The organism is Leucobacter sp. Ag1 (genome assembly GCF_000980875.1).
GTDB classification, from domain to species: domain Bacteria; phylum Actinomycetota; class Actinomycetes; order Actinomycetales; family Microbacteriaceae; genus Leucobacter; species Leucobacter iarius.
The window spans coordinates 1-15,434 of sequence record NZ_LAYO01000099.1; the positions used below are offsets into that span (position 1 = coordinate 1).

Annotated in this window: 9 protein-coding genes; 5 read left to right on the forward strand and 4 right to left on the reverse strand. The window is 73.1% G+C overall.

Features of this window, described 5'->3' with window-relative positions; genetic code table 11:
• A partial coding sequence (locus XM48_RS09775) for a DEAD/DEAH box helicase (RefSeq protein WP_231580862.1) occupies positions 1-948 on the reverse strand: 948 nt, incomplete at its 3' end.
• Between the two features lie 148 nt (positions 949-1,096).
• Between XM48_RS09775 and XM48_RS09780 the strand changes: the two genes are divergently transcribed.
• Both XM48_RS09780 and XM48_RS09785 read left to right on the forward strand, forming a co-directional pair.
• A complete protein-coding gene (locus XM48_RS09780) occupies positions 1,097-1,816 on the forward strand; it encodes a ferritin-like fold-containing protein (RefSeq protein WP_052961426.1) in 720 nt (239 codons plus the stop codon).
• A 49-nt stretch (positions 1,817-1,865) separates the two neighbouring features.
• Positions 1,866-3,026: a methyltransferase domain-containing protein gene (locus XM48_RS09785; RefSeq protein ID WP_046455672.1), complete on the forward strand. Its 1,161-nt coding sequence runs from the start codon at positions 1,866-1,868 to the stop codon at positions 3,024-3,026.
• A gap of 5 nt (positions 3,027-3,031) precedes the next feature.
• On the opposite strand, the gene XM48_RS09790 is transcribed toward XM48_RS09785, so the two are convergent.
• Positions 3,032-3,811, reverse strand: coding sequence for an NRDE family protein (locus XM48_RS09790; protein ID WP_046455631.1), 780 nt, complete (start codon positions 3,809-3,811; stop codon positions 3,032-3,034).
• A gap of 38 nt (positions 3,812-3,849) precedes the next feature.
• Between XM48_RS09790 and XM48_RS09795 the strand changes: the two genes are divergently transcribed.
• Positions 3,850-5,226, forward strand: a complete 1,377-nt coding sequence (locus XM48_RS09795; protein WP_046455632.1) for a phosphopantothenate--cysteine ligase family flavoprotein — start codon at positions 3,850-3,852, stop codon at positions 5,224-5,226.
• A gap of 54 nt (positions 5,227-5,280) precedes the next feature.
• Here XM48_RS09795 and XM48_RS09800 read toward each other — a convergent pair whose 3' ends face one another.
• Together XM48_RS09800 and XM48_RS09805 are read right to left on the reverse strand one after the other, a co-directional pair.
• The gene (locus XM48_RS09800) at positions 5,281-5,505 is read right to left on the reverse strand and encodes a DUF3107 domain-containing protein (protein ID WP_046455633.1); all 225 of its coding nucleotides are present in this window, start codon (positions 5,503-5,505) and stop codon (positions 5,281-5,283) included.
• A 166-nt stretch (positions 5,506-5,671) separates the two neighbouring features.
• Positions 5,672-8,365, reverse strand: coding sequence for a penicillin acylase family protein (locus tag XM48_RS09805; protein WP_046455634.1), 2,694 nt, complete (start codon positions 8,363-8,365; stop codon positions 5,672-5,674).
• A gap of 121 nt (positions 8,366-8,486) precedes the next feature.
• Here XM48_RS09805 and XM48_RS09810 point away from each other — a divergent pair, with 121 nt between their 5' ends.
• The gene (locus XM48_RS09810; protein ID WP_046455635.1) at positions 8,487-11,729 is read left to right on the forward strand and encodes a UrvD/REP family ATP-dependent DNA helicase; all 3,243 of its coding nucleotides are present in this window, start codon (positions 8,487-8,489) and stop codon (positions 11,727-11,729) included.
• Positions 11,726-15,382, forward strand: coding sequence for an ATP-dependent helicase (locus XM48_RS09815; RefSeq protein WP_052961427.1), 3,657 nt, complete (start codon positions 11,726-11,728; stop codon positions 15,380-15,382). The genes XM48_RS09810 and XM48_RS09815 overlap by 4 nt, the downstream gene beginning before the upstream one ends.
• Positions 15,383-15,434: the final 52 nt, after the last annotated feature.

Consider the following 15,434-nt stretch of genomic DNA (forward strand, 5'->3'; position numbering starts at 1 on the left):
CCGCCCCTCGCACCGGAGCACGACGTCGCCGGGCTTCCCGGCGGGAGCGGGGTCGCCGGGATCCGGATCACCGCCCATGATCATGCGGGCCAGCGACTCCACGGTGGCGGCCTGCCGCCGGATCACGGGTTCTGTGACCCCGGAACGGAGCACGGTGATCTCGTCGGCGACGCGCACTACCTCCGCGGGCGTGTGGCTGATGAAGATGACGGTCTTGCCGCGGCCCTCGGCCTGCAGGATCCGGCCGATCACCTCGTCCTTGTCGAGCGAGTGCGCGCGGTAGACGATGTGCTCGATGTTGGCCTGCATCTGGCCCTCGTCGGGATCCGTCGCGCGGATGTGGATCGGCTTCGACATGAAGCGGCGCGCGAGGGTGACGATGGTGCCGGGCATGGTGGCCGAGAACAGCATGGTGTGCCGCGTCGCCGGGGTCTTGGCGAAGAGCTTCTCGATGTCGGCGAGGAAGCCGAGGTCGAGCATCTTGTCGGCCTCGTCGAGCACCATCTCGCGCACGTTGCCGAGGTTCAGCAGGCGCTGGCTCGCGAGATCGAGCAGACGGCCCGGGGTGCCGACGACGATCTGGGCGCCGGCCTTCAGCTGCTCGATCTGGCCCTCGTAGGCCTTGCCGCCGTAGATCGGGACGACCGTGGCCCCGCGGTTCTTCGCGGCCAGCTCGAGATCCTCGTAGACCTGCACGCACAGCTCGCGAGTCGGGACGACGATCAGGGCCTGCACGCCGGGCTCCGGGTAGGTGCCGATGCGCTGCAGCAGCGGGAGGCCGAAGCCGAAGGTCTTGCCGGTGCCGGTCTTGGCCTGGCCGATGATGTCCTGGCCCGAGATCGCGAGCGGGATGGTCTGCTCCTGGATGGGGAAGGCGTCGACGATGCCTTCCCCTGCGAGCGCGTCGACCATGTCCTGGTCGACGCCGAGTTCGGTGAAAGTGGTCACGTGCGTCCTGTCTCGTGGGATGTCGGCTCCGCGCTGATTCGACTCTTCCGAGCGGAGCACGCTGCCGCTCCGCGGCGGCAGCAGTCTGATTTGCGTACGGCGACCAGTCTATGCCGGGGCCGGGCTCCGACGCCGGTACACTGACGGGGTGTTCGAGTGGATCCGTAACCTGCGCAAGTCGTCTGCGCCCGCACGCAAGATGCGTACGCGGAGCGAATCCGACGAGGCGGTGCGCGTCGAGCTCGCCGAGTTCGCCCCCGGGATCCTGCCGTTCCTCGGCCTGACCGCGTACCTCCAGCTGGAGCTGTACGAGGCGGCGACGCGCGGTGTCTCGGGCGCTGCGACGCTCGAGGCGAAGGAGGTGCTCGCCCGGGTCGCGGGCCAGACCCTCGCCAAGCACCAGCGCTTCACCGATGAGATCCGGCGCCGCGGCAAGGAGGCGCACACCGCGATGCAGCCGTACAGCTCGGTGATCGACGCCTACATCGAGCGGATCGACGTCGCCGACTGGCATCAGCACGTGCTGTCGCTGTACCTCGTCGGCGGTCTGTTCGACGGATTCTTCGCGAGCCTCGCGCACGGGCTGACCGATCCCTATCGCGGCGAAGCCATCGAGATCCTGGAGGACGACCCGGGCCGGGTCGCCCTGCGCGAACTGCTGGCCGCCGAGATCGCCGCGGACCCGAAGCTCGCCAACCGGCTCGCGCTCTGGGGCCGCCGCCTCGTGGGCGACACGCTGCTGGTCTCCCGGGCGGTGCTCGGGCTGAGCGAGCACCGCGAGTTCATCGCGAGCGAGGTCGAGCCGGTGTTCACCGAGCTGATCGCCGATCACATTCGACGGATGGACCGGCTTGGGCTCACGGCCTGAGCGCACCGGGATCCCGCTCGTCGCGGCCGGCTCGCCGCACGAGGGGCAGCTGCGGTGCCGGTACTTCGTCGCGGGCGAATGCCGGTCCTGCGCGCTGATCGAGACCCCCTACGACACGCAGCTCGCCGACAAGCAGGCGCGCTGCGCCGAACTGCTGCCCGGCGTGCCGCATGACGCCTGGCTGCCCGCGTTCACCGCGGGCGATCGCGGCTTCCGCAATCGGGCGAAGCTCGTGGTCGGCGGACGGCGCGGCCGGGTCACGCTCGGGATCCTCGGGCCCGACGGGCGCGGCGTCGACCTGCGCGAGTGCGCGATCCAGTCGCCCGGCATCGCCGCGGTGATCCCGCGGCTCGCCTCCCTGCTCGACGGGACCGGGCTGCCGCCCTACTCGGTACCCGAGCGGCGGGGCGAACTCAAGTTCGTGCACGTGACCGAGGCGCCGTCCGGCGAACTGATGCTCCGCTTCGTGGTGCGCAGCGAGCGCGCGCTGCGTACGCTGCGCGACGCCCGTGACGCGATCCGCGCCGCCGTGCCGAACGCCGCGGTCATCTCGGTCAACCTGCTGCCCGAGCACAAGGCGGTGCTCGAGGGCGAGCACGAGGAGCTGCTGCTGGGATCCTCGCTGCGCATGGGGCTCGGCCCGATCGATCTGCACCTGCTGCCGCAGAGCTTCTTCCAGACCAACACCGCCGTGGCGCGCGAGCTCTACGCCCAGGTCGCCGACTGGGTCGCCGAGGCCCGGCCCCGGTCGCTCTGGGACCTCTACTGCGGGGTCGGCGGGTTCGCGCTGCACTGCGCCGAGGCCGAAGCCGCCGAGGGCGCACCCGCGGCGCGCGAGGTCGTCGGGGTCGAGCTGACCGAGGCGGCCGTGCGCTCCGCCCGCAGGAGCGCACGCGATGCGGGACTGCACGCGCGGTTCATCGCCGCGGATGCCACGGCGTTCGCGCTCGACGGCGGGGTCCCCGCCGGCTCCGAGCCGATGCCGGAGCTCGTCGTCGTGAACCCGCCCCGGCGCGGCATCGGGCCGGAGCTCTCCGACTGGCTCGAGCGCTCCGGCATCGCGAACGTCGTCTACTCGAGCTGCAACCCCGAGTCGCTGGCGCGCGACCTGGAGGCCATGCCGTCCTACGCGGTGCGCGAGGGCCGCCTGTTCGACATGTTCCCGCACACGAAGCACCTCGAGGTCGCCGTCCGCCTCGGGCGACGCTGACCGCCTCAGCGCAGGGCGAGCGGAGCACCGAACGCGGGTGAGCCCCAGCGGCCCGGGCGGCGCAGCACCGCGGAGACCAGATCGATGCCCGCGTCGCCGACCTCCGCCACGCACACGAGCAGCGACAGGGTGGGGTAACCGTGCGGGCGATTGTCGCGGATGATCGCCCGATCGTCCGTCGGCCCCAGCTCGGCGCTGCGGGCGAGCAGCGAGATCCAGCGCTCCCGCCACTCGGGGAACGGCTCGGATCCGGACCCGGAACCCTGCTCGCGCAGCGCGGAGAACTCCGGCAGCCAGTGGGCGATCCGCGCGGTCGCGCGGTCGTCCACGCCGTCGTGGGCGAGCATGTGGACCCCGGGGGAGAGCCGCGCCCGTCGGAGATCGGACCCGCCCCACTCGGTCACGCGCGCGCCGGCGGTCGACACCTCGACGAGGCTGAACGCAGCGGTCCCCGGCGGGTCGGCGGGCTCGATCCCCGCGACCGCATCGAGCACGATGCCGCCGCGGGAAGCGAGCGGCGCCGCTCCGCGCGGACGCACCGTCTCACCGCGGTTGAGGATCACCGCGAGCCGCGCCGCACCGTCGCCCGGTCCGGCGCTCGGCCCCACGGCCGCGAGCCACGCGCCGTTCGCGCGTCGATCCCGCACGCCGACGACGCCGGGCCGCTCCTCCGGCCACCACTCGCCGGGAGGATCCCACGCGCGCTCCGGATCCTCGTCGCGCACGGCCAGCAGACGGATCGGCGCGTCCGCGCGCGTCGGGACATCGAGGATCACCGTGCACATGGCGACGGAGTCTAGCGCGGGATGGAATGATGGCACTCATGAACATCGTTCTCGGAGTCACCGGCGGGATCGCGGCGTACAAGGCGGTCCTGCTCGCGAGGCTGCTCGTCGAGGCGGGCCACGAACTGCACGTCGTCCCCACCGAGGCCGCGCTCCGCTTCATCGGCCGGCCCACGTGGGAGGCCATCAGCCGCCACCCGGTGACCACCTCCGTGCACGAGGACGTCCCCGAGGTGCGTCACGTGGCGCTGGGCCAGCGGGCGGACCTCGTCATCGTCGCCCCCGCCACCGCGAACACCCTCGCGCGCATGACCGCGGGGCTCGCCGACGACCTGCTCGGCACCACCCTGCTCGCCACCCGCGCGCCCGTGCTCGTGGCACCCGCCATGCACACCGAGATGTGGGAGCACCCGGCCACGCAGGACAACATCGCGATCCTGCGCTCCCGGGGCGTGCACTTCGCCGGGCCCGAGCGCGGCCGGCTCACGGGCGACGACAGCGGGGTCGGACGCATGAGCGAGCCCGAGACGATCCTCGCCCAGGCGCTCGCCCTGCTGGAGGGCGCGCCCGCAGGAGCGCCCGCACCGCACGCCGAGGCGCCGGAGCCCGAGCGCAGCCCCGCACCGCCCGCGACCGTCGCGGCGACCGCGGTACCGAGCCCGGCCGAAACGGAACCCGAACCCGAACCCGAACCGCTGCAGGCGACGCCGTCCCGTCACGACCTCGACGACGTCCGCGTCCTCGTCACCGCCGGCGGAACCCGGGAACCCATCGACCCGGTCCGATTCATCGGCAACCGATCCAGCGGCAAGCAGGGCGTCGCGCTCGCCGCCGCGGCCGCGGACCGCGGCGCTAAGGTCGTGCTGCTCGCGGCGAACGTCGAGGCCGCGGTGCTGGCCGACGTCTCGGAGCGCGACGACGTCCGAGTGGTGCCGGTCGGCACCGCGGCCGAGCTCGAGGCCGCGGCCCAGGGCGCGGCCCCGGGCGCCGACGCGGTGATCATGGCCGCGGCCGTCGCCGACTACCGGGTCGCGGAGGTCTCGGACTCCAAGCTGCGCAAGGAGGACTCGGACGCCCCGCCCGTCCTCGAACTCGTCGAGAACCCCGACATCCTCGTCGGACTCGTGCGCGCCCGGCACGACGGCCAGGTGATCGTCGGCTTCGCCGCCGAGACCGCCGAGGACGCCGACGAACTGCTGGAGCGCGGGCGCCGCAAGCTGGCGCGCAAGGGCGTCGACCTGCTCGCCGTCAATGCGGTCGGCTGGGTGCAGGGATTCGAGTCGGCCGAGAACGCCGTGCAGGTGCTCGACGCGGACGGCCGGATGGTGCGCGAGATCGGCGGGAGCAAGCGCGAGGTCGCCGAGGCGATCCTCGACACGGTCGTGGACGAACTGGCGGCCGCGCGCCGGGAGTGAATCCCATGCGCGCGGCCGCCGGTCGATCGCGCTCGTGAGCGCCGGGTCAGGGGGTCAGCTGACGAAGCCGACCTTGCGCCCGGTGTCGCCGCCGATCTCGACGTAGGCGATCGCCGCCGCGGGCACCAGGTACTGGCGGGACTTCGCGTCGGTGAAGCTGACGACGGACTTGCCGCCCTCGAGCGCGGCCTCGACGGCGGCGTGCAGATCGGCCGCCGACGCGTCGGTCTCGAAGCTGATCTCGCGCGGGGACTGGATGATGCCGATGCGAACTTCCACGGGGGCCTCCTGAGTGAGTGGTCTGATGGCTCCGGACCGAGCGACGCGCCGACCGGGCCGCCGGTGCTCGGGCACCGGATCTGATCCGAGTCTATGGCGCGCCGCCGGGCCGGGACCCGGTTGGATGCCGCCGTTCGCTGTCGGCGCAGGACCCCGCGGACGCCGCTCACCGGGGTTCGAGCCGCAGCGTGTCGCGCGTCGTCGCCGACACCGCCGCGGCGCTGAACGCCCAGGGGCGCGAGCGGACCGCGGCCCAGTCCCCGGTCTGATCGGTGTAGTGCGGATGGAAGGCGTGCCCGCTGGCGCCCGTCAGGTGGATCCACTGCGACGCATCCCAATCGGACACGTCGACGACCATGCGCATCGAAGGCACCGTCGACGTCTCGTAGCCCTCGTCGAGCCCCCAGCCGGTCGCGTTCACGACCCCGGACCCGCCGCCGACCGGGAACGGCCCGCGGTTGAACAGCGCCTCGATGGGTGCGATACCGCTCTTGCCGAAGGTCCCGCTGCGCAGGGTCAGCGCGTGCAGCTCGCCCCAGTTCCAGTGCGACGCGTCCGAGCCCTGCGCCCGCACCAGCTCGGCGTACGCCTCGTTCGCAGCGCGCTCCAGCAGCGCCTCGCGCGAGGTGATCCCGGCCTTCGCGTTCCGCCACCACCGGGATCCCGGATCCCGCAGCTGCTCGGCGAAGAACACGGCGAATCGCGACTGATCGTCCCGGGGGATCGCGGTGGACCCGCCGCCCACCATCAGCGCCGTCACCCGGTTCCAGAGCACGTTCGCGAACGCGGCGACGGGGGAATCCGCGCGGTTCTGCTCGTCCCAATCGCGGAGCCCGTCGAGCGCGGCCTGCACCTTCGGATCCTCCACCGAGATCCCCGCGTAGGCGCGCCGCAGCGAGGCGGCGGCGGGCATCCGGTCGTCGGCCTGGATCTCCCGCAGATCGTCGGCGGTGATCGGCCCCTCCGCGATCTTCCGGTCGAGCAGGGCCGTGATCCGCGCCGCGCGGTACCCGTAGTCCCAATCCCTGCTGAGGAAGTAGGGGTACGAGTCGGGGACGATCGCGTTGTTCGCCGTCACGATGTACCCGGCGGGCGGGTTGTAGCTCCGCGGCAGCTCCTCGAACGGGATGAAGCCGGTCCAGTCGTACGCGCTGTCCCAGCCGGGCTGCGGGAGCCAGCCGTCCCCGGCCCCGCGGATCGGCAGCCGGCCCGGCGCCTGATACCCGATGTTGCCGTCCACATCCGCGTAGATCAGGTTCTGCGCGGGCACATCGAACTTCTCGGCCGCCGCACGGAAGTCGTCGTAGTCCTCCGCCCGATCGAGCCGGAAGATCGCCTCCGCGGTCGTCCCCGGATCGAGCGCCGTCCACCGCAGGCTCACGGCGTACTCGCCGGAGAGCCGATCCGTCCCGGCGCCCGGCGCCTCCGCCCGCTCCGTCGATCCGGTGCCCCGCCCGATCCGCGGCGTTCCCGCGATCGCGGTGAAGTCATCGGTCAGACCCGATACGACGGGGCCGTGCCCCGTCGCACGCACCTCGAACTCGACGTCCGGACCGCCCGCGACCTTCAGCGTCTCCCGCCGCGTCTCGAGCGGGTGCAGCTTCCCGTCCTTCCAGTACCGATCGCCGTCGATGCGCTCCACGTACAGGTCGGCGACATCGGTCGTGAGATTGGTGAAACCCCACGCGACGCGCTCGTTGTGCCCGATCACGATCCCCGGCAGCCCCGAGAAACTGAACCCGGCGACCGCGAACGGGCAGTCCGGACCCACCGTCGAGCAGCGCAACTGCATCTGGGTCCAGACCGACGGCAGTGCCGCGCCCAGGTGCGGATCGTTCGCGAGCAGCGGTTCGCCGGTCGCCGTGTGCGCGCCCGACACCACCCAGGAGTTCGAGCCGATGCCCTCGCCCTGGGCGCCGATCAGCGCATCCACCGTCGCGATCGCCCGCGCGGTGTCCTCCGACAGGCCCGCGGTACCGATCGGTCCGGTGGCGGACGCGGGGGACCCGGCGGATGTGGGGGACCCGGCGGATGCGGGGGACCCGGCGTTCGCGGGGGACCCGGCGTTCGCGGGCGATGATCCGCTTCCGGTCCTGTTCTCGATTCCGCTCCCGTTCCCGACGATCGTCGGGTGCTCCGAGAACGGGTACGGCGGGTAGAGCTCGGCCAGGCTCTCGGGATCGAGCGTCCGCGCGAGCAGCGCGCGCGTCGACTCCTCGTCCACGTTGGTGCGCAGATCCCACGCCATCGCCTTGAACCAGGCGACCGAATCGGCCGGGGTCCACTTCTCGGGTGCGTAGCCGGGGCTCTGGAGGTCGAGCACCGCGTACTCCAGCGACAGGTCCGCACCGGATCGCTGCGCGAGGTAGGCGTTGACGCCGTCCGCGTAGGCCTCGTAGTAGGCGCGGACCTCCTTCGGCAGGTCGCGGACCTCCTGCTCGGCGATGCGGTGCCAACCGAGCGTGCGGAGGAACCTGTCGGTCCCGACCTGAGATTCGCCGAACAGCTCCGCGAGTCGGCCGCTGGTCAGGTGGCGGCGGAAATCCATCTCCCAGAACCGATCCTGCGCGTGCACGAAACCCTGCGCGAAGAACAGGTCGTGGCCGGTGTCCGCGGTGATCGTGGGGATCCCGCTCGCGTCCCGCTGCACCGTGACCGCGCGGTCGAGCCCCTCGGCGGGCAGCGTCCCGGTGGTCTGAGGGAAGGACCGGGCGACGGTCCAAGCGCCGAGGCCCGCCGCGACGAGCGCGATCACGACGAGGGCCGCGAGCACCCATCCGAGCGCCCGGAGCGCGCGGCGGGGCCTGCGACGCGCCCGACGCTCGGTGCGCGGTGCCGGTGCTGCTGCGGCGTGCGTCATTGCGAAGACCTCCGGTGGTTCGAGGGATCCGGTCCCCGTAGTCTGCCACGGGCTGGAACTCTGTCGGCCGCCGACTCGTGCTCGGAGCGTCGATGTCGGGGGCGCTCACTAGGCTTGCCGCATGCCCTCCTTCGACCCATCCCAGTCGCGCGTGCTCGCGCTCGACCGGGCTCGGCACGCACGCATCCTCGGGGCTCCGGGCAGCGGTAAGACCTCGGTGCTGATCGAGGTCGCGGTGGGCGAGATCCGCGCCGCGACCGACGCCGCCGATCGGGCGGGCGAGGGCGGATTCTCCCTCGACCGGGAACTGCTGGTGCTCACCGCCGACCGGCGCGCGGCGGGGCGGCTCCGCTCGGGCATCGAGGACCGCCTGGGCCGACCGATCGAGTCGACCCCCGCGCGCACCTTCACGGCCTTCGCCTTCGGACTGCTCGCCAAAGACGCAGCGTCCCGGGGCGCGCCGGCGCCCCGCCTGCTGACCGGAACGGCGCACGACGAGGCGATCTCCGCGACCATCGAAGACCCCGCGATCTCGGCGTCTGCCGAGGTGCGCGAGCTCATCGGCGTCGATGCGGTGCAGAGCCCGGCGTTCCGCGCGGAACTGCGTGAGCTGGCGCGCATCGTCGACGACTTCGGCTGGGACTCGGAGGCGCTGTCGCAGCGCATCGTCGACGCCGCGCGCGCGAGTGCCGGCGAACGGGTCTCGCGGGCGCCGGATGCGGCGCTCGCGTCCCGGTGGATCGCGGCGCTTCGCCTGCTCGTTCCGGTCGAACGGCGGCTCGCCGTCGAGCACCCCGGGGAGCGCTCCGCGAGCGGTCTGCTCTCGGCGGCCGCCCGCGCGGTGCGCGAGTCCGGCGTCGAGTTCCGGGCGCCCAAGATCGTGCTCGTCGACGACGCTCAAGACCTCGGCGAGGGGCAGCTGGCGCTGCTCGCAGCGCTGGCCGACCGCGGCGCGCGCATCTGGGTCTTCGGCGACCCCGACATCGCGACGGCCGCGTTCCACGGCGAGAGCACCGAGGTGCTCAGCGATCTCGCCGGGGCGCTCCGACGCGCGGGCGCCCGCGCCGAAGCCGCCCCCGAACCGCAGACGGTCGTGCTCGAGCTCGTGCACCGCCAGACGGCGCCGCTCCGCGCGTTCGTCGCGGGCCTCAGCGGGCGCATCGGCGCGGCCGGCGTCGGAGCGCAGCGTGCCGCGATCGCGGCTACCGATACCGCCGCATCGGACGGCGCCGAGGCGGGCGACGGCCGGATCGCCTTCGCTCGGGCTTCGACCACGGCCGAGCAGATCGGCGCGGTCGCGCACCGGCTCAGGCGCCGCAGACTCGGACTCGACGGCATCGCCGCGGTGCCCTGGGACCGCATGGCGGTGCTCTGCCGCAGCCGCGGCGAGGCGACCCGGGCGGCCCGGGCGCTCGCCGGACTCCAGGTCCCCACCGATGTCGGCGCGGGCGGCATCGTCCCGGGGGAGCACCGCATCGTGCGGGAGCTGCTCCGCCTCCTGCAGCATGCGCTCGGCATCTCGGATCTCCGACCGGCCGAGATCCTCGACATCGCCGGAGGCACCATCGGCGGGCTCGACCCGGTGGCTCTGCGCCGACTGCGCGCGGGCCTCTCGCTGCACGAGCGCCGTCGGGCGCGTGCCGACGACCGGCCGCCCGAAGCGATCGAGGGACTCGTCGCCGAGGCCTTCGCGTTCCCCGGCGATCAGCCGCTCATCGACAGCCGCGGCGGGCGCGTGCTGCGGCGCATCGGTCTCATCGCGGCCGCGGGGCGGGGGGTCGCCGAATCCGGCGGCACCGCACGCGAGACGCTGTGGGCGATCTGGGAGCGCACTCGGCTCTCCGAACGCTGGCAGGAGGACGCGCTGACCGGTCGCGGCATCGTCGCCGATGAGGCGAACCGATCGCTCGACGCCGTGCTGGGGCTCTTCTTCAGCCTGCAGCGCCACGAGGAGCAGGCGAGCAGCCAGCCCGTGGCCGAGCTCATCGAGGCGCTGCTCGACCGGGCGGTTCCCGAGGACTCGCTCGCTCGGCGCAGCGAACGCAGCACGGTCACCGTCACCACCCCGCAGGGCGCCGTCGGCCGCGAGTTCGACGTCGTCTGCGTGCTCGGTCCGCAGGACGGCGCCTGGCCGAATCTGCGCAGCCGGGGCGCGATGCTGGGCACCGCGGCGCTCGAACGCTGGTTGCGCGGGGGGCCCGCGGAACCTCCGTCACGGCGGGAAACCCTGCACGACGAGCTCCGACTGTTCCTGCAGGCCTGCTCCCGCGCTCGCACCGAGCTGCTCGTGCTCGGCGTCTCCGACGACGAGCAGCATCCGAGCCCCTTCTTCGGGTTCGGGGCCGCGCACGAGGTGCCGACCCCGCCGAGCTCCCGGCTCACGCTGCGCGGCTCCGTCGCGCAGATGCGGCGTCGTCTCGAGGACGATCCCGCGGACGCGGTGGCGCTCGCGTCCCTCGCCGCTCTGGCCGACGCCGAGGTCCCGGGCGCTCGCCCCGACGACTGGTACGGCGTGCTCCCGCCGAGCACGGACGCGCCGCTCGTCGATCTCGGCGGAGACCCCGACGCGGTCGTGCGGGTCAGCCCCTCGCAGCTCGAGCAGTCCGAGCAGTGCCCGCTCGACTGGGTGGTGTCGCGGCTCGCGGGCCCCGACGGCGGCGCGAGTTCCGGGCTCGGCACTCTGCTCCACCACGCGATGGAGACCGCCGAGACTCCCGACGTGGATGCGCTGATGGACGCGGTGCTCGCCGAGTGGGACCGGCTGCCGTTCGAGTCGCAATGGCAGTCCGAGCAGGGACGGCGCACGGCCCGGGCCATGGCGACCGGGCTCGCCGACTACCTGGCGCAGTTCACCCGCTCCGATCGCGAACTGATCGACAGCGAGGCCCGCTTCGAGGCGCGCATCGACCGCGCGCTGCTGGTCGGCTCGGCCGACCGGATCGAGCAGACCACCCGAACCGACGGCGGGGTCGAATGGTCCGTCGTCGACCTCAAGACGGGCCGATTCCGCCCGAGCGCCGCCGACCTCGCCGAGCACGCGCAGCTGCAGGCCTATCAGCTGGGAGTCATCATGGGCGCGTTCGCGCACGAGACCGACGCCGTACCCGCGGGTCTGCCCGGCAACGGAGGTGCACGGCTCCTGTTCGTGCACCCGAAGGCCGTGCGCGCCGGAACGACTTTCACCGAGGCCGGGCAGGAGCCGCTCGACGCGGACGCCCAGCGCGCGTTCCGCGAACGCGTTCGCGCAGCGGCAGGGGTCATGGCGGGCGACCGTTTCACCGCGCGGGTCGAGCATCACTGCAGCGATCCGCACCGTCCCGGATCCTGCGCGATCCACATTGTTCCGGCGGTGAGCCACTCGTGAGCCCGCAGCCGCACACGCATCCCGAGGGAGGCGAACCGGTCGTCCCCGTGTTCGCCCCCCTCCGCATCGCCGAACTCCTCGCCGGCCCCGACGGGCAGGTCCTCGCGCCGACCGCGGAGCAGCGCGGCGTGATCGAGCACCCGCTCGCGGGCAGCGCGCTCGTCATCGCCGGCGCGGGCAGCGGCAAGACCGAGACCATGGCGAACCGCGTGGTGTGGCTCGTCGCGAACGGCGTCGTCGCACCCGAGCAGATCCTCGGCCTCACCTTCACCCGCAAGGCCGCCGGCGAACTCGGCGAGCGCATCTCCCGCCGTCTCGCCGGATTCTCCGCTGCCCTCGACGACGCGGAGGAGCGCGGCCTGCTCGCGCCGCCCGAGTCCGCGCGTGCGGCCGCGCTCCGCGAACAGCTGTCCGACGGCTTGGACCTGCCCAGCGTGAGCACCTACCACTCCTTCGCGGCATCGGTGGTGCAGGAGTTCGGCGCCTCGGCGGGACTGGCATCGGACGCCGCGCTGATCGACGAGGCCTCGGCCTGGCGGATCGCCCGCGAGGTCGTGCTCGCGAGCGACGATCCCGACCTGCTCGACGACGATCGCTCGGTCGCGCAGCTCGTCTCGCAGGTGCTGCGCATGGATCACGAGGTCGCCGACCACCTGACCTCGCTCGAACGAGTGGACCTGGTGATCGACGAGTTCGCTCGGGTCGTCGAACTGCCCTACTCCGAGAAAGAGGTCGGCAAGCCGCCGAGCGGCAAGGTCTACGCGCCGGTGCGCGACGCCGTCGCCGATGTGCGTTCGACGGCGCTGATCACCCGCCTGGCGCGCGCCTACGCCGAAGAGAAACGCAGGCGCGGCCTCATGGAGTTCTCCGATCAGCTCGCACTGGCGGTACGGATCCTCGACGCCGCACCGGACGCGGTGACGGCCCTGCGCCGTCGGAGCCGCGCCGTGCTGCTCGACGAAGTGCAGGACACCTCGGTCGGACAGACCCGATTGCTGTCCCGGATCTTCGCGGGACTCCCGGTCATGGCCGTCGGCGACCCGCACCAGTCGATCTACGGCTGGCGCGGGGCCTCCGCCGAGGGCCTCGAATCCTTCCACCGCGATTTCCGCGGAGCGGGCCCCGAGCGCGCCGCGACCCTCACCCTGTCGACCAGCTGGCGCAACCCGGAGCTGGTGCTCCGCGCCGCCAACGTGCTCGCCGGCCCCCTGCGGTCGGAGGCCGCGATCGATGTCCCCGAGCTCGCGCCGAGGCCCGGCGCGCAGGAGGGGACTCTGGAGGTCGCCTACCCCGAGACGCTGCACGAGGAGCAGGCGGCGCTCGCCGATTGGATGCGGGATGCGCGGTCGGCGCACCGCGAGGCGACGGGCGAGTGGCCCACCGCAGCGATCGTCTGCCGCAACCGGCGGGTCATGCCCGCCCTCGCGAGCGCGCTCTCGGATCGCGGCGTGCCGAACCGCATCGTCGGCGTCGGCGGCCTGCTGACCACACCCGAGGTGACCGACCTCGTCTCCACGCTGCGCTGCCTCTGGTTCGCCGACGCGGGGAGCGAGCTGGTCCGCCTGCTCGGCGGCCCGCGATTCCGCGTGGGCGTGGCGGACCTCGGCGGGCTCGTCCGGGCCGCGCGCTGGTTCGCGGAGCGCGACGTGGCGCATCAGCGCATCGACGACGCCGACCGCAGCACGGGCGGCGTGCTGCCCGACCCCGATCAGGCGTTCACGACCATCGACGCGGTCGACGAGATCGCGGGGCTCGCCTCGCTCGACCACACCGCGCTGAAGGACATCAGTCCGACCGGACGGCAGCGGATCCGCGAGGCAGGCATCATGCTGCGGCAGCTGCGCCAGCTCGTCGGAGGCGCGATCCCCGAGCTGCTCCGCGCGGTCGAGCAGGCCCTGCGGCTCGACATCGAACTCGATGCCCACGCCGCCCGCGGTCACGACGGGGCCGCCTCCGCCCGCGCCAACCTCGACGCGTTCGCCGACGCGGTCGACGCCTTCCTCGCGGTCGATCGGGACGGCACGCTCCCCAGCCTGCTCGCCTGGCTCGAACTCGCGACCGAGGACGACGCGGCGGCGGAGCACGTTCCCGAGCCCGAACCGGGAACGGTGCAGCTCATCACCGTGCACGGGTCGAAGGGGCTCGAGTGGGACCTGGTGGCGATTCCCCGACTCGTGGACCAGGAGTTCCCGGGACGCGGACGCGACTCCAAGGGGTGGCTTCGCCCGGGCCAGCTGCCCGACGAGCTCCGCGGCGATGCGGCGGCGCGACCCGATCTCGCCTGGCGGATCGCGTCGACGCAGCAGGACGTGCGCGATGGGATCACCGGCTACCGGGAGGCACTGGCCGAGCGCTTCGCGGCCGAGGAGCGTCGCCTGGCGTACGTGGCCGTCACGCGCGCCGCGAAGCGCCTCTTCCTGAGTGGCTCGTTCTGGGGCGGGCAGACCCGCGCGCGCGGGGCGTCCACGTATCTGATCGAACTCGCCGATGCCGGGCTCATCCCCGCGATCGCCGCCGAGAGCGCCCACGAGAGCGATCCGAGCGCGTCCGAAGAGACGGTCCTCGAGTGGCCACTCGACCCGCTGGGCGCCCGCGCCGACGCGGTGCGTCGGGCGGCTAGGGCCGTCGAGGCACGCCTCTCCGAGGGCGGCGCGTCGGAGGGTGGCGGTGCGCCGGTCGACCCGATCGTCGAGCTCCTCCTCGCCGAACGCGAGCGGGCGCGCTCCGCGCTCAGCGCTCGGGCCGCCGGCACCGACGCGGCCGCTGGGACCGACTCGGCCGCCGGCACCGACGCGGCCGCCGATGCGGACGACCGCAGCGGGGACGACGCGGAGTTCGGCGCAGGTGTCGGCGCAGGCCGCGCCGCGACGGTCGAGCGGATCACCGCGTCGACGTTCCACGAGTTCGTCGACGAGCCGGAAGCCGCCGAGCGCGCGCGCCTCCGTCCGGTTCCGCAGCGCCCCTACCGGCGCACGCGCGTCGGCAACCGGTTCCACGAGTGGGTCGAGCGCCGCAGCTCCACGGCCGTGGGCACGCGGCTCACGCTGCCCGGCTTCGGCGACGGCGCGTTCGTCGTCGAGCCCGGGGAATCCGGGGTCATCGATGCCACGGGCTTCGAAGAGTCTGGCGAATTCTCCGACTCGTTCGGCGCGCCGGAGCTGCCCGACGCTGAGGTCGCGTTCGGCGCGTCCGGTGTGATCGGCGAGCCCGTCGAGTCCGCGGTCGTGCCCGTCGACGGGCACGACGATGAGGAGCGCGCGCTGCAGCAGCTCATCGCGAACTTCGAGCGTTCGGAGTGGGCCGAGTTGCAGCCCATCGCGGTCGAGCAGGAGATCTCCCTGCCGTTCGCGGGCAACCGGCTGGTCTGCAAGCTCGACGCCGTGTTCCGTCACGGGGACCGGGTCGAGATCGTCGACTGGAAGACGGGTCGGGCGCCGAGGGACGACGCGGAGCGGGAGACCCGGTTCTACCAGTTGGCGCTGTATCGGCACGCGTGGGCGAGCTGGACGGGCACTCCGCTCGACCGGATCGATGCCACTCTCTACTACGTCGCGGACGACGTGATCCTCCGCGACGAGCACCCGCTCGGTCTCGACGAACTGGAGCGGCGCTGGTTCACGGCTCGCCGCAGCCTCGAGGCGCGCCTGGACTGAGATCTGCGGCGCGAGATCGCCGGATTCTTGCGGCGGGGAAGGACCCGGCACC